Source organism: Streptomyces sp. NPDC014870 (assembly GCF_043081505.1).
In the GTDB taxonomy this organism is placed as follows: domain Bacteria; phylum Actinomycetota; class Actinomycetes; order Streptomycetales; family Streptomycetaceae; genus Streptomyces.
The window spans coordinates 239,506-258,825 of record NZ_JBIBWQ010000011.1; the positions used below are offsets into that span (position 1 = coordinate 239,506).

At 73.3% G+C, this 19,320-nt stretch carries 18 protein-coding genes; 12 read left to right on the plus strand and 6 right to left on the minus strand.

The genetic code is table 11. The features are described from left to right. The first annotated feature begins 109 nt into the window (after positions 1–109). The 3 genes from ACF09C_RS29665 to ACF09C_RS29675 are packed head-to-tail and all read left to right on the plus strand — an operon-like array spanning position 110 to position 1,266. Positions 110–397: a hypothetical protein gene (locus tag ACF09C_RS29665; protein ID WP_392095896.1), complete on the plus strand. Its 288-nt coding sequence runs from the start codon at positions 110–112 to the stop codon at positions 395–397. Positions 398–437: 40 nt separating this feature from the next. After that, a complete protein-coding gene (locus tag ACF09C_RS29670; RefSeq protein WP_392095898.1) occupies positions 438–947 on the plus strand; it encodes a DinB family protein in 510 nt (169 codons plus the stop codon). A gap of 52 nt (positions 948–999) precedes the next feature. Beyond that, complete coding sequence (locus tag ACF09C_RS29675; RefSeq protein ID WP_392095900.1) at positions 1,000–1,266, plus strand: hypothetical protein; 267 nt, start codon at positions 1,000–1,002, stop codon at positions 1,264–1,266. A gap of 7 nt (positions 1,267–1,273) precedes the next feature. Here the strand turns inward: ACF09C_RS29675 and ACF09C_RS29680 are convergent, their stop codons facing one another. Continuing rightward, on the minus strand, positions 1,274–1,486 hold the full coding sequence (locus tag ACF09C_RS29680; protein WP_392095901.1) for a DUF4287 domain-containing protein: 213 nt from the start codon (positions 1,484–1,486) through the stop codon (positions 1,274–1,276). A gap of 126 nt (positions 1,487–1,612) precedes the next feature. Beyond that, positions 1,613–2,785 carry a xylose isomerase gene (xylA, locus tag ACF09C_RS29685; protein ID WP_392095903.1) on the minus strand — a complete coding sequence of 391 codons (1,173 nt, stop codon included), beginning with the start codon at positions 2,783–2,785 and terminating at the stop codon, positions 1,613–1,615. Positions 2,786–2,930: 145 nt separating this feature from the next. Here xylA and xylB point away from each other — a divergent pair, with 145 nt between their 5' ends. Next, positions 2,931–4,418: a xylulokinase gene (gene xylB / locus ACF09C_RS29690; protein ID WP_392095905.1), complete on the plus strand. Its 1,488-nt coding sequence runs from the start codon at positions 2,931–2,933 to the stop codon at positions 4,416–4,418. 66 nt (positions 4,419–4,484) lie between these two features. Here xylB and ACF09C_RS29695 read toward each other — a convergent pair whose 3' ends face one another. After that, positions 4,485–5,414, minus strand: coding sequence for a universal stress protein (locus ACF09C_RS29695; protein WP_392095907.1), 930 nt, complete (start codon positions 5,412–5,414; stop codon positions 4,485–4,487). Positions 5,415–5,484: 70 nt separating this feature from the next. Then, positions 5,485–6,114: a hypothetical protein gene (locus ACF09C_RS29700; protein ID WP_392095908.1), complete on the minus strand. Its 630-nt coding sequence runs from the start codon at positions 6,112–6,114 to the stop codon at positions 5,485–5,487. Positions 6,115–6,250: 136 nt separating this feature from the next. Here ACF09C_RS29700 and ACF09C_RS29705 point away from each other — a divergent pair, with 136 nt between their 5' ends. The 3 genes from ACF09C_RS29705 to ACF09C_RS29715 all read left to right on the plus strand — a co-directional run bounded on the left by ACF09C_RS29705 (position 6,251) and on the right by ACF09C_RS29715 (position 8,932). Next, the gene (locus ACF09C_RS29705; RefSeq protein WP_392095909.1) at positions 6,251–7,207 is read left to right on the plus strand and encodes a carbohydrate kinase family protein; all 957 of its coding nucleotides are present in this window, start codon (positions 6,251–6,253) and stop codon (positions 7,205–7,207) included. 86 nt (positions 7,208–7,293) lie between these two features. Next, positions 7,294–8,271: a tellurite resistance/C4-dicarboxylate transporter family protein gene (locus tag ACF09C_RS29710; RefSeq protein ID WP_392095910.1), complete on the plus strand. Its 978-nt coding sequence runs from the start codon at positions 7,294–7,296 to the stop codon at positions 8,269–8,271. A gap of 64 nt (positions 8,272–8,335) precedes the next feature. Next, positions 8,336–8,932: a hypothetical protein gene (locus ACF09C_RS29715; RefSeq protein WP_392096067.1), complete on the plus strand. Its 597-nt coding sequence runs from the start codon at positions 8,336–8,338 to the stop codon at positions 8,930–8,932. A 60-nt stretch (positions 8,933–8,992) separates the two neighbouring features. Here the strand turns inward: ACF09C_RS29715 and ACF09C_RS29720 are convergent, their stop codons facing one another. Beyond that, the gene (locus ACF09C_RS29720) at positions 8,993–10,387 is read right to left on the minus strand and encodes a serine hydrolase domain-containing protein (protein ID WP_392095912.1); all 1,395 of its coding nucleotides are present in this window, start codon (positions 10,385–10,387) and stop codon (positions 8,993–8,995) included. Between the two features lie 178 nt (positions 10,388–10,565). Between ACF09C_RS29720 and corA the strand changes: the two genes are divergently transcribed. Next, a complete protein-coding gene (corA, locus tag ACF09C_RS29725) occupies positions 10,566–11,651 on the plus strand; it encodes a magnesium/cobalt transporter CorA (protein ID WP_392096069.1) in 1,086 nt (361 codons plus the stop codon). Between the two features lie 295 nt (positions 11,652–11,946). Then, on the plus strand, positions 11,947–13,128 hold the full coding sequence (locus tag ACF09C_RS29730) for a Cmx/CmrA family chloramphenicol efflux MFS transporter (RefSeq protein WP_392095914.1): 1,182 nt from the start codon (positions 11,947–11,949) through the stop codon (positions 13,126–13,128). Here the strand turns inward: ACF09C_RS29730 and ACF09C_RS29735 are convergent. Then, on the minus strand, positions 13,064–14,440 hold the full coding sequence (locus ACF09C_RS29735; RefSeq protein WP_392095915.1) for an NAD(P)/FAD-dependent oxidoreductase: 1,377 nt from the start codon (positions 14,438–14,440) through the stop codon (positions 13,064–13,066). The two genes, ACF09C_RS29730 and ACF09C_RS29735, sit on opposite strands and share 65 nt — an antisense overlap. A gap of 175 nt (positions 14,441–14,615) precedes the next feature. Between ACF09C_RS29735 and ACF09C_RS29740 the strand changes: the two genes are divergently transcribed. The 3 genes from ACF09C_RS29740 (at position 14,616) to ACF09C_RS29750 (ending at position 19,171) form a co-directional block, all read left to right on the plus strand. Then, positions 14,616–17,129, plus strand: a complete 2,514-nt coding sequence (locus tag ACF09C_RS29740; protein WP_392095916.1) for a SpoIIE family protein phosphatase — start codon at positions 14,616–14,618, stop codon at positions 17,127–17,129. A gap of 80 nt (positions 17,130–17,209) precedes the next feature. Continuing rightward, the gene (locus ACF09C_RS29745; protein WP_392095917.1) at positions 17,210–18,727 is read left to right on the plus strand and encodes a carboxylesterase/lipase family protein; all 1,518 of its coding nucleotides are present in this window, start codon (positions 17,210–17,212) and stop codon (positions 18,725–18,727) included. A gap of 99 nt (positions 18,728–18,826) precedes the next feature. Next, positions 18,827–19,171: a hypothetical protein gene (locus ACF09C_RS29750; RefSeq protein ID WP_392095918.1), complete on the plus strand. Its 345-nt coding sequence runs from the start codon at positions 18,827–18,829 to the stop codon at positions 19,169–19,171. Positions 19,172–19,320 lie beyond the last annotated feature (149 nt).

A 19,320-nucleotide genomic window follows, 5' to 3' on the forward strand; every position in this document is an offset into this window, starting at 1 on the left:
CCGCGCATCTCGGGACGGGGGAGTGGCCGAGGGCGCGTGGTGCCGTGCGTCGCGCGGGGGCGCGCGGTGCGAGGGGCTCTGCGCGACGATGGTCGGGGAGGGAGAGTGCATGGACCCGTCCGTGATGACCGCGGTGCTCGCCGCCCTGGCGCTGGTGTGCCGCGCGGCCGTGCTGGAGCTGCGCACGCCCGGAGCGGGGCGTCGGGCCTGGGCCTTCGCCACCGACCGGCGGGCCCTGGGCACAGGGCTCGGGGTGGCTGCCGTGCTCGGCGTCGTCGGCTGGGCGACCACCGGCGGTGGCGCGGCGGTGGTGTGGGCGGGTCTGGCAGGGGTTCTGGTCGCCTCCCTCACGGCAGAGCGCGGGCGCGCGGGGCGCGACCGCGGGGAACCGAGGTAAGTTCGGGGCCCCTGACGGATCGTGACGAGGAGACCTGCCCGTGAGCGCCGACCCGCGCGTCCCGCCGCCCCGTTCCGGCGATGAGCGCGAGACCCTCCGCGCCTTTCTCGACTACCACCGGGCGACGCTCGCGAGGAAGTGCGAGGGGCTCGACGACGAACAACTGCGCGAGCGGTCGATGCCCCCGTCCACGCTGACGCTGCTCGGCCTCGTCCGGCACATGGCGGAGGTGGAGCGAGCCTGGTTCCGTCGGGTCTTCGAGGACGGCGAGGCCCCGATGGTCTGGTCGGACCGGGTCGACTTCCAGGCCGCGTACGACGCGAGCCGCTCGACGCGCGCGGAGGCCTTCACTGCCTGGGAGGCGGAGGTGGAGCACTCCCGACGGATCGAACGCGAGGCCGACTCCCTCGACCGGGCCGGGTACCAGCCCCGCTGGGGCGAGGAGGTGTCGCTCCGGATGGTCATGGTGCACGTGCTGCTCGAGTACGGACGCCACAACGGCCACGCGGACCTCCTGCGCGAGGGCGTGGACGGGGCCGTCGGCGCCTGATCGGACCTCCGTGACGGGGCGAGTGTCAGTGCCCGGTGCGATGCTGCGGAGTATGGACGAGCTGATGCGAGGCCGCGTGTACGGCGCCGACCACGACGACCCCAGTCCCGGCCCCCGCCCCGGCCGCGACTACCGCGAGCTGGTGGCCGGCCCCTTGGACGGGTTGCTCCTCGACGTCACCGGCTGGACGCGCGCCGAGTTGGGCGAGGGCGCCGCCCTCGCCACGGAGATAGGCGCGTACGGCCCCGGGGGCCACGCCCGTTACGGCCCCCGGGAGGGCGACGACCTCCGCTGGGACTGGGAGGGCGACACCCGCTAGTCGCGCGTCAGCCGTCCTTGGACTCGGCGAGCGTGTGGGCGACGAGGGCGTTGGCATGGCCGTGACCCAGGCCGTGCTCGGTCTTGAGCCAGCCGACCAACTCCATGTGCTTGGTGAGCGGCGAGGCGTGGATGAGTTCCTTCCACTCCGCGATGGGACGGCCGTACTTCTTCTCGATCGAGGGGAAGTAGCTCGCGGGGCCCTTGACGGTCTCGGTCATGGCGGTGGTGTCCCTTCCGGTGCGGTGTGTTCTCGTGGACAAGACCGTAGGCGGACCGGGAACTCATCGGCGCGGCCTCGTGATGTGGATCACCCCGAGGGCGTGGGGCGGTCGTCGGCCGAGGGGTCAGCGGCGTACGCCCAGCAGGTGCTCCAGGGCGAGTTGGTCGAGGCGCTCGAAGGCCATCGACCGTTCGGCCGCCGCCGTGACGTCGAACTCCTCGAACGCGCCGGTGTCCGCGAGCAGGCCGGCGAGGCCGTCGGGGACCGTGGGCAGGGCGAGTTCGGGGAGACGGGACGCGGCGAGCGCCTCCTGGACCTCGGGGTCGGCGCGGAAGGCGGCGGCGCGCTCCTTCAGGATCAGGTAGTTGCGCATGCAGTTCCTCGCCGACTCCCACACCCCGTCGAAGCCGTCCGTGCGCACCGGCTTGAAGTCGAAGTGCCGAGGACCCTGGTATCCGGCCGTCTCCAACAGGTCCACCAGCCAGAAGGCCTGGCGCAGATCACCGGCCCCGAAACGGAAGTCCTGGTCGTACTTGATGCCGGACTGTCCGTTGAGATCGAGGTGGAAGAGCTTGCCCGCCCACAGCGCCTGCGCGATCCCGTGCGGGAAGTTGAGCCCGGCCATCTGCTCGTGGCCGGTCTCCGGGTTCACGCCCACCAGTTCGGGTCGCTCCAGGCGCTCGATGAACGCCAGCGCGTGCCCGATCGTCGGCAGCAGGATGTCGCCGCGCGGCTCGTTCGGCTTCGGCTCGATCGCGAAACGCAGCGGATAGCCCTGCTCGGTGACGTACTGACAGAGGAGGTCGAAGGCCTCCTTCATCCGGTCCAGAGCCACCCGGACGTCCTTGGCGGCACCCGACTCGGCGCCTTCGCGGCCACCCCAGGCGACGTAGGTGGTCGCGCCCAGCTCGACCGCGAGATCGATGTTGCGGAGCGTCTTGCGCAGGGCGTAGCGCCGCACGTCACGGTCGTTGGCGGTGAAGGCGCCGTCCTTGAAGACGGGGTGCGTGAAGAGATTGGTGGTGGCCATCGGCACGGTCAGGCCGGTGCGCTCCAGGGCGGCGCGGAAGCGCTTGACCACGGCCTCGCGCTCGCCCTCCGAGGCGCCGAAGGGGACGAGGTCGTCGTCGTGGAAGGTGACGCCGTAGGCCCCGAGGTCCGCGAGCCGCTCTACCGACTCGACGGGGTCGAGGGCCGGACGGGTGGCCTCGCCGAAGGGGTCGCGGCCCTGCCAGCCGACGGTCCACAGGCCGAAGGTGAACCGGTCGCCGGGGGTGGGGGAGAACTGTTCCGTCATGGTCTGTCCCTCTTCTGCGCGTCCACGGGGGAGAAGAGGGGCGTGGCGAGGCCTGGCCCCTCTATTTGTTTTCTGAGATAACTAATACGGCACGGGGCAATCCCGCGCCAGAGTGGTCACGCGGTTTCGACGAAAGGTGACACCCATGGCGGCGACACGCACCGCACCCCCGGTCGTGATCGGCGTGGACAGCTCCACGCAGTCGACCAAGGCGGCCGTCGTGGACCTGGCCACCGGTTCCGTGCGCGCCGTCGGACGGGCCGCGCACACGGTCACAGGGGAGGACGGCGCACGCGAGAGCGAGCCCGAGCAGTGGTGGTCCGCGCTCCGCGCCGCGGTCGCGGAGGCCCTCGCCACCGCGGCCGCGCCCCCGAGCAGCGTCATCGGCATCGCCGTGGCTGGTCAGCAGCACGGCCTCGTCGTCCTCGACCGCTCCGGCCGCCCGCTCCGCCCGGCCGTGCTCTGGAACGACACCCGGTCGGCGCCGCAGGCCGCCGGGCTCGCCGTGGCGCTCGGCGGGCCCGGACAGTGGCTCGCCCGCACCGGCTCGGTGCCGGTCGCGTCCATGACCGCCACCACCTGGCAGTGGCTGCGCGCCCACGAGCCGTCCGTCGCCGAGTCCGCCGCGGCCGTCCGGCTGCCCCACGACTATCTGACCGAGCGCCTCTGCGGCGTCGCCGTGACCGACCCCGGAGACGCCTCCGGCACCTGCTGGTACGACACCGCGAACCACGCCTACGACCCGGAGATCCTCCGCCTCATCGGCCTCGACACGGCTCTGCTGCCCACCGTCGCCGCGAGCGGAGCCACACCCGTCGGCACGCTCACCCCGCAGGCCGCCGGTGCGCTCGGACTCCCGTCCGGCGTCGCCGTCGCCGCCGGAACGGGCGACAACATGGCCGCGGCCGTCGGCCTGGGCCTCGGCGGCGCGGGACTCCTCGACCATCCGGTCGTCAGCCTCGGCACCTCGGGCACCGTCTTCGCCGCCACCCGGACCCGCCCCGCCGCCCCCGGTCTCGCCGGTTTCGCCGCCGCCGACGGCACCCACCTCCCCCTCGGCTGCACCCTCAACTGCGCACAGGCCGTGGACCGGTTCGCGGGCCTGCTCGGCCTCGACCGCGAGGACTCCGTCCCCGGTGACGGCGTGGTCGTCCTGCCCTACCTCGACGGCGAACGCACCCCCGACCTGCCGCACGCCACCGGCCTTGTGACCGGCCTGCGCCACACCACCACCCCGCGTGCGATCCTCGGCGCGGCCTACGAGGGCGCCGCGTTCACCGTGCTGCGCGCCCTCGACGACCTCCTCACCGCCTGCGGACTCGACCCCTCCGATCCGGCCGTCCGGGACCGCCCGCTGCGCCTGATCGGCGGCGGTGCCCAGGGCCGCGCCTGGCGGGAGACGATCGGCCGCCTCTCCGGCCGGCCCCTGGTGATCCCCGCCGAGACCGAACTCGTCGCCCTCGGCGCGGCCGCCCTCGCCGCCTCCGCCGCTACCGGCGAGGACCCGGTCGGCCTCGCCGCGACGTGGGGCGCGGGCCGCGGCGAGACCCTCCCGGCGGTGGCCCGCGACGAGGAGACCTGGCACCGGATCGACTCCGTCCTGGCCCGCGCGGCCCCGAGCCTGCTGAGCTGAGGCCGGAGCGAGCGGTTCGAGCCTGCTGAGCTGAGGCGTGGCGCGGGCGGGTTCGCGGCGGCGGCCTCAGGACCCGTCGGTGGTGCGCGCCGGAACGACCGCGACCGGGCAGTGGGCGTGATGCAGGACGGCATGGGCGACCGAGCCCATCAGGAGCGAGGCCACGCGGTGCCTCCGGTGGCGGCCCACCACCACGAGATCCGCGCTGCGGGAGTCCTCCACGAGCCGCCCGGCCGCGTCAGCCGGTACGACCGCGGGGGAGACGGTGACGTCCGGGTAGCGGTCCGTGAAGGGCCGCAGCCGCTCCTCCTGGAGGCGCGCGGTGTCCCGGACGAGTTCGGGCGTCTCGTCGTCCAGGGGGAGCGGGGGCGGCACCTGCAGGGCGGGGGCCGGCGGGCTCACCATCAGGACCGGTGAGGGCGGCAGCCGATAGGCGGTCACCACCTCCAGGACCACGCCCCGTTGCGCGGCGGCGTGGAACGCGAAGTCGAGGACCTCGTCCGCGGTCTCGTCCGGGTGGAGCCCCACGAGCACCCGGCCCGTCTCCGCCCCGTCCTGCGCCGGCACCGTGCGCTCCTCGTGCGGCACCACGACGACCGGGCACGCCGCGGACGTGGCCAGGGACCGGCTCACCGAGCCGAGCAGCAGGCTCGCGAAGCCGCCGCGCCCACGGGAGCCGACCACCAGCAGCCGCGCCGAGCGGGCCTGGTCGAGGAGGGCGTCGGGCACCGTGCCGTCCAGGGACTCGTAGCGCACGGGCACGCGCGCGTCCTGCCCCTCGATCCAGGCGCCCACGCCGTTGAGGACCGTGTCGGGGATGGCGGCGCTCGGACCCAGGGAGGCGATCCGCGCCGCCCCGAGCTGGAGCGCCTCGGAGCGCACATGGGCGACGACCAGGGGCGCGTCGAGCCGCTGCGCGGCGCCCAGAGCCCAGGTCAGGGCCAGTCGGCTGTGCTCCGACCCGTCCACACCGACGACGACCGGCTTTTCATCCATAGGGGAATGATCACCCCTGCGCAGGATCCTCGCGCCCGGGGCAGGCGCGCGTGCCAAGGCTCCAGGGGTCCTAGCGCAGCCCGGAGACCTTGAAGACGGTCTCGGCCGTCTCCCGGTCGATGCGCCGGGCGAGCTGGTCCAGTGCGGTCGCGCCGCACAGGAGGGTGCCCTGGGCCGCGGAGAGCCGGGCGTCCGCCGCCACCCGGTGCCAGAGCGCCGGGTTGGCGATGAGGACACGCGGGTCGAGTTCAGCCCTGTTGTCCTCCGCGTCGCGGAGCACCAGCCGCTGGGACACGCCGTTCGACCAGCGGACGGACCGCAGCCGGTCGGTGCGCACGGTGTGCCGGGTCCACAGGCCGCGGACCGTGAGCCGGCCAGGGGCTGCGGAGACGCGAGAGGGCATGAGTATCACGAACAACAGGGCGGCGACCCCGATCCAGAGCACCGCGCGAGCCGTGCTCAGGGATCCCGTACCAGCGTCGATGGTCATGGACAGGGCCAGCAGCAGAGCCGCGCAGCCGGCGGCGGCCCGGGTCTCGCCCGCCCACGCGTCGTCCTGCACCTCACCCGCCTCGGGCATCGGGTGTGCGTCGCGGGCCGCAGGCGTGCTGTGCGCCGCGTACGCGCCGTGCGGGACCGGGGCGCCGTGCGCGATCGGGGTATGTCCGTCGACGGGCGACGAGGGTTCAGGAGGTTCCATGGACGCACGGTAGGCCCGGCGCCCCACCCCGCCCGACCTCTTTGACGACCCGTATACGTGCTCCTGACGAGCCCCTTGCTCCGCCCCATGGCCGCCGCCGCATACTGGGCGCGGCGGGACCCGAGAGGCGGCAGAGTTGAGTCCACAGAACGACCGATACGACATCGTGGTGGTCGGCGGAAGCGGGGTGGACACGGTCATCCGTGTCGACGCCCTGCCCGTCCCCCTCGCCGACTCGGTCCACGTCGGGCCGATCGAGGAGTGGCCCGGGCACACCGGCGGCAACGTGGCCCTCGGTGCCCGGGCCCTCGGCCTGCGCGTCGCCCTGCTCGACTGCGTGGGCGACGACTGGATCGGCACGCTCGTACGGCGGCGGATGGCCGACGGGGACGTCGAGTTCCACCCGGTGATCTCGCCCGCCGGAACCCGGCGCGCGGTGAACCTCGTCGACGCCACCGGACGCCGGATGTCCTTCTACGACAGCCGCGACCCGGTGGACCTGCGCATGCCCAGGGACCACTACCTGCCCCGGCTGCGCGGCGCGCGTCACGTCCACGTCTCGATCATGAACTTCGCACGCTTCCTCTACGACGACATCGAGGAGCTCGGCGTGCCCGTCTCCACGGACCTGCACGACTGGGACGGCCTGGCGGAGCACCACCGGGAGTTCGCCCTCCGCTCCGACCTCGTCTTCCTGAGCGCGGCGGGGGCGGGCGACGGCACGCCCGCGCTGATGCGGGAGATCCTGCGCGAGGGCCGCGCGCGGACCGTGGTGGCGACGGCGGGCGCGGAGGGCTCGTACGTCCTCAGCCGGGACGGTGGCGGGACCCCGCACCACGTCCCGGCCGTCGCCCCACACGCGCCGGTCGTGGACACCAACGGCGCCGGAGACGCGTACGTCAGCGGCTTCCTCTACGGCCACCTCGCCGGCGAGCCCGTCCTGACCTGCGCCCGTCTGGGGGCGATCTCCGGAGCCCACGCCTGCACAGCACCCGGATCCACGGCCCTGATCACGCCGGAAGCGCTCCTCGCGACCACCGGAGGCCGGCCCGACGAGCTGACCGCACGAGCTGCCCCGACGACAGGGGGCTGACCCGCCGCGCCCACCGGGTCCGCCCGGCGCCCGGCTGCCCGACGTCCGAGTGGCGGGGACGGCGGGCAGCCGGTGCGATAGGGGGCATGAAGGAGCGCGTCGCCCGCTGGTGGGCCGAATTGCCGCCCGCAGCGGGCTCCGCCGTGATGGCCACCGGCATCCTCTCGGTCGGCTCCCATCTGACCGGCCGTGAAACGGTCTCCCGCGTGCTGTTCGGCCTCGCGTGCGCGGTGTGGGTGTTGCTGGCGGGCGACTTCGCCCATCGGCTGCTGCGCAGCCGGCCCCGCTGGGTCGCCGAGGCCGACACCCCGCCGGCCCTGACCGCCGTCGCCGCCACGACGGTGCTCGGGGTGCGCGTGGCCCTCCTCGGCTGGACCACGACGGCCGCCGCCCTCCTGGCGCTGTCCGCCGTGCTGTGGGCGCCGCTGCTCACGGCGGTCCTGCGGCACGTGGGACGCAGGATGCCCGGCGGTGTGTTCCTGATCTGCGTCGCCACCCAGGGGCTCGTGGTCCTCGCGGCCACCCTCGCCGTCCCGGCGGGGGACCGGGACTGGCTCGCCCGGACGGCCCTGGTCTTCTTCGTCCTCGGGCTGCTGCTCTACGCGGCCGCCCTGTCCCGCTTCGACTTCCGCCAGGTCACCGCGGGCGCCGGCGACCAATGGGTGGCCGGTGGCGCCCTGGCCATCTCCGCGCTCGCCGGATCGAAGCTCCTCGCCACCGGCGTGTGGGCGGGTACCGGCGCCCACACCGTACTGCGGACCGTCACCCTCATCCTGCTGGCCGGCGATCTCGCCTGGTACGTCGCCCTGCTCGCGGCCGAGCTGCTGCGCCGCCGCCCGGGCTACGACCTCAGACGCTGGGCCACCGTCTTCCCCATGGGGATGACGGCGGTCGCCTGTCTGTCGACCTCGGCGGCGACCGCCATCGGGTGGCTCGACGGGCTCGGGCAGGTGCTCCTGTGGATCGCCACGGCCGCCTGGCTCGTCACCCTGGTCCTGATGGTCCGCACGCTGCCCGGGCGGACCCGCGATCCGTTCGTATCCCCGGGAAGCGACTTTCGATGACTGCGCCGGGTGCTCACCGAGGGCGACCATCGTCGAGAAGGAATCGACGAGCGTGGAGCGCACCATGGGTCTCGAGCAGTCGCAGCACCACTTCCACATCAACCAGAAGATCACGCCCATGGCGAATCGCTACGCGGTCCACACGGCCGGACCGGACGGCGCCGAGGGCGAGATGGTCGCGTTCGCGCACCAGAAGCGGATGGCCCTGAAGGAACGGATCACGTTCTACACGGACGAGTCCCAGAAGCAGGTCCTCTTCACCTTCCAGGCCCGGCAGGTGATCGACCTCGGTGCGACCTACGACGTCCGCGCGGCCTCGGGCAGCCAGGTCGGCACCTTCCGGAAGAACTTCCGCGCCTCCCTGCTGCGCAGCACCTGGCACATGAGCGAGGACGGGGCGACGGCCGAGACGACGGGCGTCGAGCGCAACATGACCGTGGCCGTCCTGCGCCGGGCCTGGGACGTCATTCCCTTCGTCGACATCCTTCCGTTCGCCTGGCCGTACCACTTCGACTTCGCCCGGTCCGACCGCCCCGTCATGTCGGTGCAGAAGCGGTTCGGCCTGCGCGACCGATACGTCCTGACGATCCACGACGAACACCTCGACCGCCGCCTGGCCATAGCCCAGGCCGTCGCCCTGGACGCCCTGCAGTCCAGATGACGGCCCGTCGCGCCACACCCCCGGCGGGGGCGTGGCGCGACATGAAACGGTGTGGCGCGGCTACCGCAGGGACGCGTGGTGGAGCGCGTCCGGGCCGATCGGCAGGGCGGGCAGCGTCTGCGCCCGACGCTCACCCGGCGTGCCCTGCGGCGTCGCCGCGCGCGGGGGAGCCGTGGTGGTGCCGGCGAGCGCGCCGTCCACGTGGGCGTACAGCGCCTCGGTGATCGGGTCCGGCAGCGGACGCCCCTCGGAGTCGAACCGCTGGTACTTCATCAGGTTGTAGCCGATGGCGACCTGTCGACGACCGTCCTCGGTCGACAGGGCCCAGGTGCCCGCGCCGAAGACAGCGCCGTCATGGCCCCAGTACCAGCCGCCGCTGGGCATCCGCAGGGTGTAGATGCCCAGGCCGTAGCGCATCAGCGCCTCCTCGCCCGGCTTGGTCTCGTACGCCGGGACGGTGGTCTTCATCTCGCGCAGCTGCGCGGCGCCGAGCAGCCGGCCGCTGAGCAGCTTGCGGTAGAAGTCGTTGAGGTCGCTCGTCGTCGAGACCAGGGCTCCGGCCGTGCCCGCCCACGACATGTCGTAGACGCTGTAGTCGCGCGCCGGGTCGATCATCCCCAGGAACGACTCGTACATCCGCGCGTGCGGGCCCTTGATGGCCGGTGAGCTCGGGAAGTAGGTGTGGCGCAGCCCGGCCTTGCGGATCACGTTGCGGGTGATGTACGCCTCGGCCTTCTGTCCCGTCACCCGCTCCAGGATCAGCCCGGCCAGGATGTAGTTGGTGTTCGCGTACGAGTGGGTTCCGCGCTGGACGACGGGCGGGGCGGCGAGACCGAGGCGGGCGAGTTCCTCGGGGGCGATCGTGCGGAGCCGGTTGTCGTCGAGGGTCTTGCCGGGGTTCTCCAGAAGGCCGGGGAAGGCGGGCAGGACGTAGTCGGCTATGCCGCTGGTGTGGTTGAGCAGCATGCGGACGGTCACCAGCCGCCCCCGTTCGTCGGAGACGACGTCGGGGATGTAGCGGCCGACCGGGGCGTCGAGGTCGATGCGCCCTGCGCCGGCCTGCTGGAGCACGGCGACGGCCGTGAAGGTCTTGGTGATGCTGCCGACCCGGTGCTCGAGGTCCGGCCGGGTGGGGCGGCGCGTGTCGATGTCGGCGAAGCCGGTGGCTCCCCGCCACTGCGCCGAGCCGTCGCGCACCGCCGAATAGGCGCCGTACATGCCCGCCTTGTGGAAGGCGTCGAGCGAGCCGCGCAGCGCGGGGCGGTCGAGCCCTTGGCCGGTGACCCCCGCCGGCACGGTGGGATCGGCGGCGACGGCGGGACTCCCCAGGACGGTGGCCGTGGGGGAGACGGGCTCGGCGGTGACGGCCGCCTGTGCCGGTAACGCCGTGGCGGAGAGCGCCACCAGCGTGGCGGCGGCGACGACGGAAAGCTGGGCCCTGCGGGACGCGTTCATGGATGGATCCTGTTTCGCTCGATCGGCAGTGGTTCCATCCTGGTCGCGGCAGTCTCGCCCGCCCTCAGCCCTCGGGAGGATCTCGCGCACAGGAACCTGTGACATTTGTCAGGAGTCCCGTCCACGCTGCGTCGATGGCACACTGGCCGCTGATCGTTCCAAGGAGCCACGCGTGCCCATAATCCGCAATCTGAGGCGCACCGTCCGCCGTGCCTATCGTCGGACCGTCGACCTGAGCCACCCGGCCCGTTCTCCCCTGGGCAGCTCGGTGGTCAACTGCGTGCTGTACGAGGACGGGGCGCGGCAGCGCGGGTCCTGCCCCGCGGACGAGGCGGTGCGAAGGGTCCGCAAGTCGGGCGACGGATTCGTCTGGATCGGTCTGCACGAGCCGTCCGTGGAGGAGTTCGCCGGCCTCGCCGAACTGTTCGGGCTCCATCCGCTGGCCGTCGAGGACGCCGTCCACGCCCACCAGCGGCCCAAGCTGGAGCGGTACGACGACACGCTGTTCGCCGTCTTCAAGACGGTCCGTTACGTGGAGCACGAGGAGCTCACGGCGACCAGCGAGGTCGTCGACACCGGTGAGCTCATGGTCTTCACCGGGCCCGACTTCGTCATCACCGTCCGGCACGGCAGCCACGGTTCGCTCGGCCCGCTGCGGGAGGCCCTGGAGGCCGAGCCCGACCAGCTCGCCAAGGGTCCTGCGGCCGTGCTGCACGCCATCGCCGACCATGTCGTGGACGACTACCTCGCCGTCGCCGACGCCGTGCAGAACGACATCGACGCCGTCGAGACGGCCGTCTTCAGCGAGCAGGTCTCCCGCGGCGACGCCGGCCGGGTCTACCAGCTCAAGCGCGAACTGCTCGAACTGAAACGAGCGGTGACCCCACTCGACCGTCCCTTGCAGGCGCTGGCGACCGCGCATCCGCACTCCCTGGTGTCGGGGGAGATCCAGCCCTACTTCCGCGACGTCGCCGACCATCTCTCGCGGGTGACGGAACAGATCACCTCCTTCGACGCCCTCCTCGACTCGATCCTCCAGGCCCATCTGGCCCAGGTGACCGTCGCCCAGAACGAGGACATGCGGAAGATCACCGCCTGGGCCGCGATCATCGCCGTCCCCACGATGGTCTGCGGCGTCTACGGCATGAACTTCGACCACATGCCCGAACTCCGCTGGACCTTCGGCTACCCGCTCGTCGTCGGCGTGATGGTCACGGCCTGTTTCCTGCTGCACCGCAGCTTCCGCCGCAACGGCTGGTTGTGACGGCGGGCCCGCCGAAATCGGGTGGTCCCGTCGACGACGGGACCCGTACGGTGGCCCCATGTCGAGCCCCGAGTCGGACAGACTCCGGCCACCGGCCCTCCGGTGGCCTCCCGAGTCGACTCGCTGAAGCACCGCGGCCCCTGAGGGGCCGTTCGTCGTGCTGGGCGTGAGCGTGACCGAAGCCCACGGATCGGCCGTCTCCCCAGCCCGCGCGCGACCGCGCGCCGGCCCACCGCACCCCCCTGCTCAGGCGCCGGGTGCGGCTCACGCCGCTGCTCGACCGTGGAGACTCTCGATGCCCTTCGCCCTCTATCTGCTCGGCCTGGCCGTCTTCGCCCAGGGAACCTCCGAGTTCATGCTCTCCGGCCTGCTGCCGGACATCGCCGCGGAGTTGGGGGTGTCGATCCCGCTCGCCGGGACGCTCACCTCCGCCTTCGCGGTCGGAATGATCGTCGGCGCGCCCGCCACGGCGCTCCTGGCCAGGCGCTGGTCGCGACGGTCCGCGCTGACCGTCCTGCTCGGCACCTTCCTGCTCGCGCACGTGATCGGCGCTCTCACCCCGCACTTCGGGATCCTGCTCGCCACGCGGGTGATCGGCGCCCTCGCCAACGCCGGGTTCCTCGCGGTGGCGCTGGTCGCCGCGAGCGCCATGGTCGGACCGGAGTCCAGGGGCCGGGCGACCGCCGTGCTGCTCGGCGGCACGACGCTCGCCTGTGTCGTGGGCGTGCCCGCCGGGGCGATGCTCGGCCAACTGTGGGGCTGGCGCTCCGCCTTCTGGGCCGTCGCCCTGCTCTGCGTACCCGCGCTCCTGGCCATCGCCCGGTCCGTGCCCGCCGAAGGCGGCGACACCACCACCCGGCCGCGCAACGCGTGGTCCGAAGCACGGGCGCTGCGCGGGCCGCGGCTGCTGGTCACGCTCCTGGTCTGCGCCCTCGCGAACGGCGCCATGTTCTGCGGCTTCACCTACCTGGCACCCGTCGTCACCGACGTGACCGGCCTCGCCCCCGCCGCGATCCCCATTCTCCTCGCCCTGTTCGGGGTCGGCTCCTTCGCGGGCGTGGTCCTCGCGGGCCGTCTCTCCGACACGCGCCCCGGCCCGGTCGTGGCCGTGTGCGGCACGGGCGCGGCGACCGGCTGGTCCCTGCTGGCGCTCACCGCGGGGAGCGCGCCGGCGACGGTCGTCCTCGTCCTCGCCCTGGGCACGCTCTCGTTCGCCGTCGGCTCCACCCTGATCACCCGCGCGCTGCGCACGGCCGGCGGCGAAGCCCCCACCCTGGCCGGGGCGTTCGCCGTGGCCGCGCTCAACGTGGGCGCGGCCCTCGGCCCGTGGCTGGGCGGCACCGTCCTCACGGCCGGGTACGGCTACCGCGCGCCGCTGTGGACGAGCGCCCTCCTCACCGCCCTGGCCCTGCTCACGGCCCTGGCGACACCCGAGCCCGCAGCGCGGCGGTGTGCTCCCGCACCTGATCGGGCGTGAGGTACGCGTCCGTGTACTCGAAGTCGGCCAGCGTCCCCGACCGGGACGACAGGAATCCCGTACGGACGAAGTCGTCCCCGGCCACGGCGTTGAGCAGCCAGTTCGTCATCACCCGGGTCTTGGCGACATTGGTCCGCAGCGCCGCCCAGTGATACGCCCTGGCCACCGCCTGGGCGGGCGTCCCGTGCAGTTCGATCCCGAGCGGTTTCGAGACGGCGTCCCGCCCGCCCAGGTCCACCACCAGACCGAGATCCTTGTGGTGGTACGGGTACGTCCGCTGGCCCCGCAGCATCGCGACGAGGTTGTCGGCGACCTGCTTGCCCTGGCGCATGGCGTGCTGCGCCGTGGGCGGGCAGATCGCGTCGGGCTCGTCCTTCGCCAGGTCCGGTACGGCCGCGGCGTCACCGAGCGCGTGCACCCCGTCCAGACCGGGCACCACCATGTCGGGTCCGACCACCAGACGGCCCCGGTTCGTCTCGGCCTCCAGCGTGCCGATCAGCGGGCTGGCGGCGACCCCGGCCGTCCAGATCAGCGTGCGGCTCGGGAGCACCCGCCCGTCGGTGAGCGTCACCGCCTCGGCGTCCACCGAGGCCACCGACACACCGAGCGAGACCTCGATCCCGCGCCGCCGCAGGATGGCCAGCGCGGCGGCGCCCAGCTTGTCGCCCAGCTCGGGCATGAGCTTGGGTGCGAGGTCCACCAGGTGCCACCTGATGAGCGCCGGGTCGAGGCGGGGATAGCGCTGGACCGCGTTGTGCGTCAGCCGCTGCAGGCAGGCCGCCGTCTCGGTACCCGCGTAGCCGCCGCCGACCACCACGAAGCAGAGCCGCGCCGCGCGCTCCGCGTCGTCCTCGGCCGCGTCCGCCAGATCGAGCTGGGCGATGACGTGGTCGCGGATGTAGGCCGCCTCGGCGAGCGTCTTCATGCCCCGCGCGTGCTCGCTCAGGCCCGGGATGTCGAAGGTGCGGGTCACACTGCCGGGCGCGAGCACCAGGTGGTCGTACGGCTCGTCGATCAGCTCGCCCGAGATCGTCCGTACCAGACAGACCTTCGCCGCGGTGTCCACGCCGACCGCGCCGCCGGGGATGATCCGGGTCCGGTGCCGTTTGCTGCGCCGCAGCGACAGGGCGACCGACTGCGGGGTCAGCACTCCGGCCGCGACCTGGGGGAGGAGCGGCAGATAGAGCTGGTACGAGAAGGGCGACAGGAGCGAGATCCGCGCCTCCCGCTCGGTGAGCCGCCGCTCCAGACGCCGTACGCAGCCGACCCCGGCGAAGCCGGCGCCCACCACCAGAATCCTCGGTCGAGTCACGGTGCCCGCCTCCCGGGTCGTCGGTCCTTGAGACCTCACTAACCTCTCCAGCCGGTCGGGAACCCGGACCGTCCTCCGAACGAGTGATGTCAAAACGGGATCTAACCGCAGTAACCAGGGCATGCTGTGATAGAAGGGACAGGCAGGGTGGGCTGTGAGAACGGAGCCGACGGCCGTGGGGAGACCCGAGGACCCAGACACCAGCGCGCACGAGGCCGTGTTCGGTGTCGCCGATTCCGTCGTTCTCCTCTTCGACGAGGCCGGGACGGTCGTAGGCCGCCCGTACGCCGCGGAGCGGCTGCTCGGCTATCCCGCGGCGGAGCTCAGCGGCCGCCGCGTCGACTCCCTCCTCGCGGGCGACGAGGCCGACCGGCTTCCCGGCATCCGCGCGACCGCGGACCGTGACGGCGGCTGGTCGGGAGTGCTGCTCGCGCGTCACCGGGACGGCCGTACCGTCGCCGTCGACGTCACCGTGCTGCCGCTGCCGGGGGAGGCCGGTCCGGCCCGCTGGCTCGTCGTCGCCGTGGGCGCCGCGCCGTCCCGGCAGTGGACCATGGGCCCCGCCCTCCTGGAGCACATGGTTACCGAGATGCCCATCGGGCTCTGCTTCGTCGACTCCGACCTGCGGTGCGTGTGGTCGAACACGGCCCTGGAACACTTCGGCGGCGGCACCGTCGAACAGCGACGCGGCAAGCGTCTCGCCGAGATCCAGCCCGGGATGAACGCCGACATCGTCGAGGCCAAGATGCGCGAGGTCCTCGCGACCGGCGTACCCGTCCTCGGCTACGAGCACGTGGGTCGCCCGCGCTCCCGGCCCGAGCGGGACCACGCCCACGCCATGTCCTTCGTCCGGCTCGACGACGGCAACGGACGCGCGCTGGGGGTCTGCTACGCGGTCGTCGACATCACCGAGCGTTACCGGGCGCGACAGCGCCTCGACCTCATGGCCCGGGCCAGCGAGCGCATCGGCCGCAGCCTCGACGTCATGGACACCGCCCAGGGCCTCGCCGACGTGGCGGTGCCGGGACTGGCCGACTTCGTCGCCGTCGACCTCCTGGACGCCGTCCTGAGGGGCGCCGAGCCCTCCCCGGGCCCGACGACCGCCGCCACCGCCCTGCGCCTGGTGCGGGGCGGCGCACGGAACGTGCGCACCGGCGGGGTCATGGAGGTACTGGAGCCGGGGCGGCCCTCCACCTATCTGCCGGCCTCACCCCAGATGGACGCCGTGGCGCACGGCCGCTCCTGGCGGGCGGCCCGGCTGGACGCCTCGACCCGCGAAGCGGCGATCCCGACCGCCCTGACGGCCACAGCGGAGGCCGAGGCGGCCGGCGTCGTCGACGACCTACCGCACACGGCGATGGTCGTACCGATCCTGGCCCGGGGCATCACCCTCGGCGTGGCCACCTTCCTGCGCACACGGCAGGACGAGGCGTTCGACGAGGACGACCTGCGGCTCGCCGAGGAACTCGTCGCCCGCGCCGCCGTCTGCCTCGACAACGCCCGCCGCTACGCCCGCGAGCGGGCCGCCGCGCTCGTGCTCCAGCGCAGCCTCCTCCCGCACGGCGTCCCCGAGCAGGAAGCCGTCGAAGCCGCCTCCTTCTACCGGCCCGCCGACGAACTCAGCGGGCTCGGCGGAGACTGGTTCGACGTCTTCCCGCTCTCCGGTGCCCGGGTCGCCCTGGTCGTCGGCGAGGTCCTCGGCCACGGCATCGAGGCGGCCGCCACCATGGGCCAGCTCCGTACCGCCGTCCGCACCCTCGCCGACCTCGACCTGGGGCCCGAGGAACTCCTCGCCCACCTCGACGACCTCGTCGTCCAGGTGACCCGCGAGGGCACCGCGACGGACCTGAGCGGCGCGCCCAACCCCGCCGGCGTCGGCGCCAGCTGCCTCTACGCGGTTTACGACCCCGTCAGCCTCCGCTGCGACCTGGCGAGCGCCGGACACCTGGCGCCGGCCGTCCGCGCACCCGACGGCACCGTCACCTTCCCCGAACTCCCGCCCGGACCGGCGCTCGGCATCGGCGGGCTCCCCTTCGAATCCGTCGAACTTCCCCTAGCCGAGGGCAGCGTCCTCGCCTTCTACACCGACGGACTGATCGCCGCGCCGGGCGCGGGCAGGGACGGACTGCGCCACGTCCTGACCACCGCCTCCCGCGACCTGCCGCTCGACGCGCTCTGCCGCGGCATCGTCGACGAACTCGCGCCCAGCAGGCCGTACACCGACGACGCGGCCCTCCTCCTCGTCCGCACCCGCCGCCTCGCGGCCGGACAGGTCGCCGTGTGGGACCTGCCCGCGGACCCGGCCGTCGTCGCCCGCGCCCGGGTGATGGCCGCCCGCCAACTCGCCGCATGGGACCTGGAGGAACTCGCCTTCACCACAGAACTCGTCGTCAGCGAACTCGTCACCAACGCCATCCGGCACGCCTCCGGACCCATCCGGCTCCGCCTCATCCTCGAACGCGCCCTGATCTGCGAGGTCTTCGACGCGAGCAGCACCTCGCCGCACCTGCGCCACGCCCGCACCACCGACGAGGGAGGCCGAGGACTCTTCCTGATCTCCCAGTTCACGCGGCGCTGGGGCACCCGCTACACCACCGAGGGCAAGGTCATCTGGGCCGAACAACCCCTGGAGTTCGACGAATCCGCTCCGGCGGCGGCCTTCGACCCGGCCGCCATCGAAGATCTTTAATCGATTGTCCGGCCCGCGCGGCCCGTGCCAGGGTGTGCTGCCGCGCGGATGGGCCGCCGGCGTCGAAAGGGGTTCCACCTGTGCGTACGGGCGTCGCCGGCCACATCGTCGAGACGGACAAGGGACCGGTTCGCGGCACCCGCGCCGACGGCCTGCTGATCACACGGGGCATTCCGTACGCCGCGCCGCCCTTCGGTGCCGGGCGCTTCCGGGCGCCGCGCCCGGCCGAGGCCTGGGCGGAGGTGCGGGACTGCACCCGCTTCGGCCCGGTGGCCCCGCAGTCGGCGGAGCTGCCCGGGGCCCCGGCCTGGAACCCTGACGACGAGGGCGTTCTCACGCTCAACGTCTGGGCACCCGAGGAGAGTTCCGGACCGCTGCCCGTGCTGTTCTGGATCCACGGCGGCGCCTACACCTTCGGCTCCTCCGCCCAGCCCGACTACGACGGCTCCGCCCTCGCCCGGGCCGGCACGGTGGTCGTGACCTGCAATTACCGACTCGGCTTCGAGGGCTTCGGCCACGTGCCCGGCTTCCCCGAGAACCGGGGGCTGCTCGACCAGATCGCCGCCCTGGAGTGGGTGCGCGACAACATCGCGGCCTTCGGCGGCGACCCGGACCGCGTGACCGTCGCGGGGCAGTCGGCGGGCGCCGGCTCGATCGCCTGCCTGATGAGCAGCGCGCGGGCCGACGGGCTCTTCCGCCGCGCCATCGCGCACAGCGTCCCCGACGCCTTCTTCCGGCCCGGGTTCGCCGAGCGCCTGGCCCGCGAGGTGGCCGAGGCCGCAGGAGTGGAGCCGACCGCCCACGGCCTGCTCTCCGCGTCCCCACGCGCCCTCGTGGCGGCCTCGGACCGGGTGGGCGCACGGTACGCGGGCGATCCGTCGGCCGGGTTCCTCCACTACGACACCGTCCTCTACGGCCCGGTCGTCGACGGCGTGCTGCTCGCCGGCGACCCGCTCGACGCCCCGGCCGTCGGTGGCCACGTCGATCTCCTCGTCTGCCACACCACCGAGGAGTACCGGCTCATGCACCAGGTGGGCACCATGCCGTCCGTCACCACGGACGACGGTCTCGACCTCTTCGCCGCCGCCTACGGTCTCGCCCCGGACCTGGTCGCCGCGTACCGGGCGCTCATGCCCGGCGCGCCGGTCCTCGACGTCTTCCTCGCGCTCGCGGGCGACGCGGTCTTCACCCTGCCCACCGTCCGTCTCGCCGAGGCGCATGCCCGAGCGGGAGGCGGACGCACGTTCCTGTCGCGGTTCGACCGGCGCCGTACCCGGCCCGACGGCAGCCCGGTGCGCGCCTGGCACGCCGCCGACGTGCCCTTCGCCTTCGGCACCCTCGACGCCACCGGCGTCGACTTCCTGACCGGCGGCCCCGTCGACGCCGACGACCGGGCCCTGGCCCGCCGGATCGTCGACGCCTGGGCGTCCTTCGCCGCCACCGGTGACCAGGGCTGGGCACCGTTCGTCGGCCCCGCCGAGCCGGACGGGACGCCGACGGTGCGCGTCTGGGACGTCCCCCGGGACCGCACAGAGGGGCCGAGCCCCGCCCACGCGCTCTGGCGCGGCGCGCGGATGGCCCCGCCGTCGTTCCCCTGACGAGCACGGGATAATGACGGCGCAGACGCCAACCGCCGATGCGCGCACCCCGTCGCGGAACCCCCGACGCGCAACCCCGACGCAGGAGATGAGACCCCGATGGACGTACGGCACTTCGAGCGGATCACCGCTTTCATCGAGGACCGTCTCCGGCCGCTGTTCGACCCGGAGAACGGCAAGGACCACGGCTTTGGCATGGACGACACCTCCCGCGCCCTGCGGGCCCTCCTGGGCACGGTGAAGGCAGCCGCGGCCGTCAAGGGCCTCGCCGACCAGCGGGCGGCGGCCGACCAGGCGCTCCGCCACATCATCGACCAGGCCCTGGAGCACAACTGGGACGTCCTGCGGGGCGTCGCCCGCAACTGGGAGGACCACCCCGACTTCGCCCGCGAGTTCAAGCGCCACGCCTGGGAGCTCGACGAGACTCCCACCGCCACCGCCTGACACGTCCTGACGGGGTTTCAGCGGGGCGCCGCCGGCCGGGCGATCGTCCTCCGCTCTGCCCCGGTCGGGTGAGTGCGCCGCTCCGCCGACAGGCGTGGGCGCGGACCGGGTACGTATCGCGGCATTGCCGTCCGTGAGCGTCGGAGGAT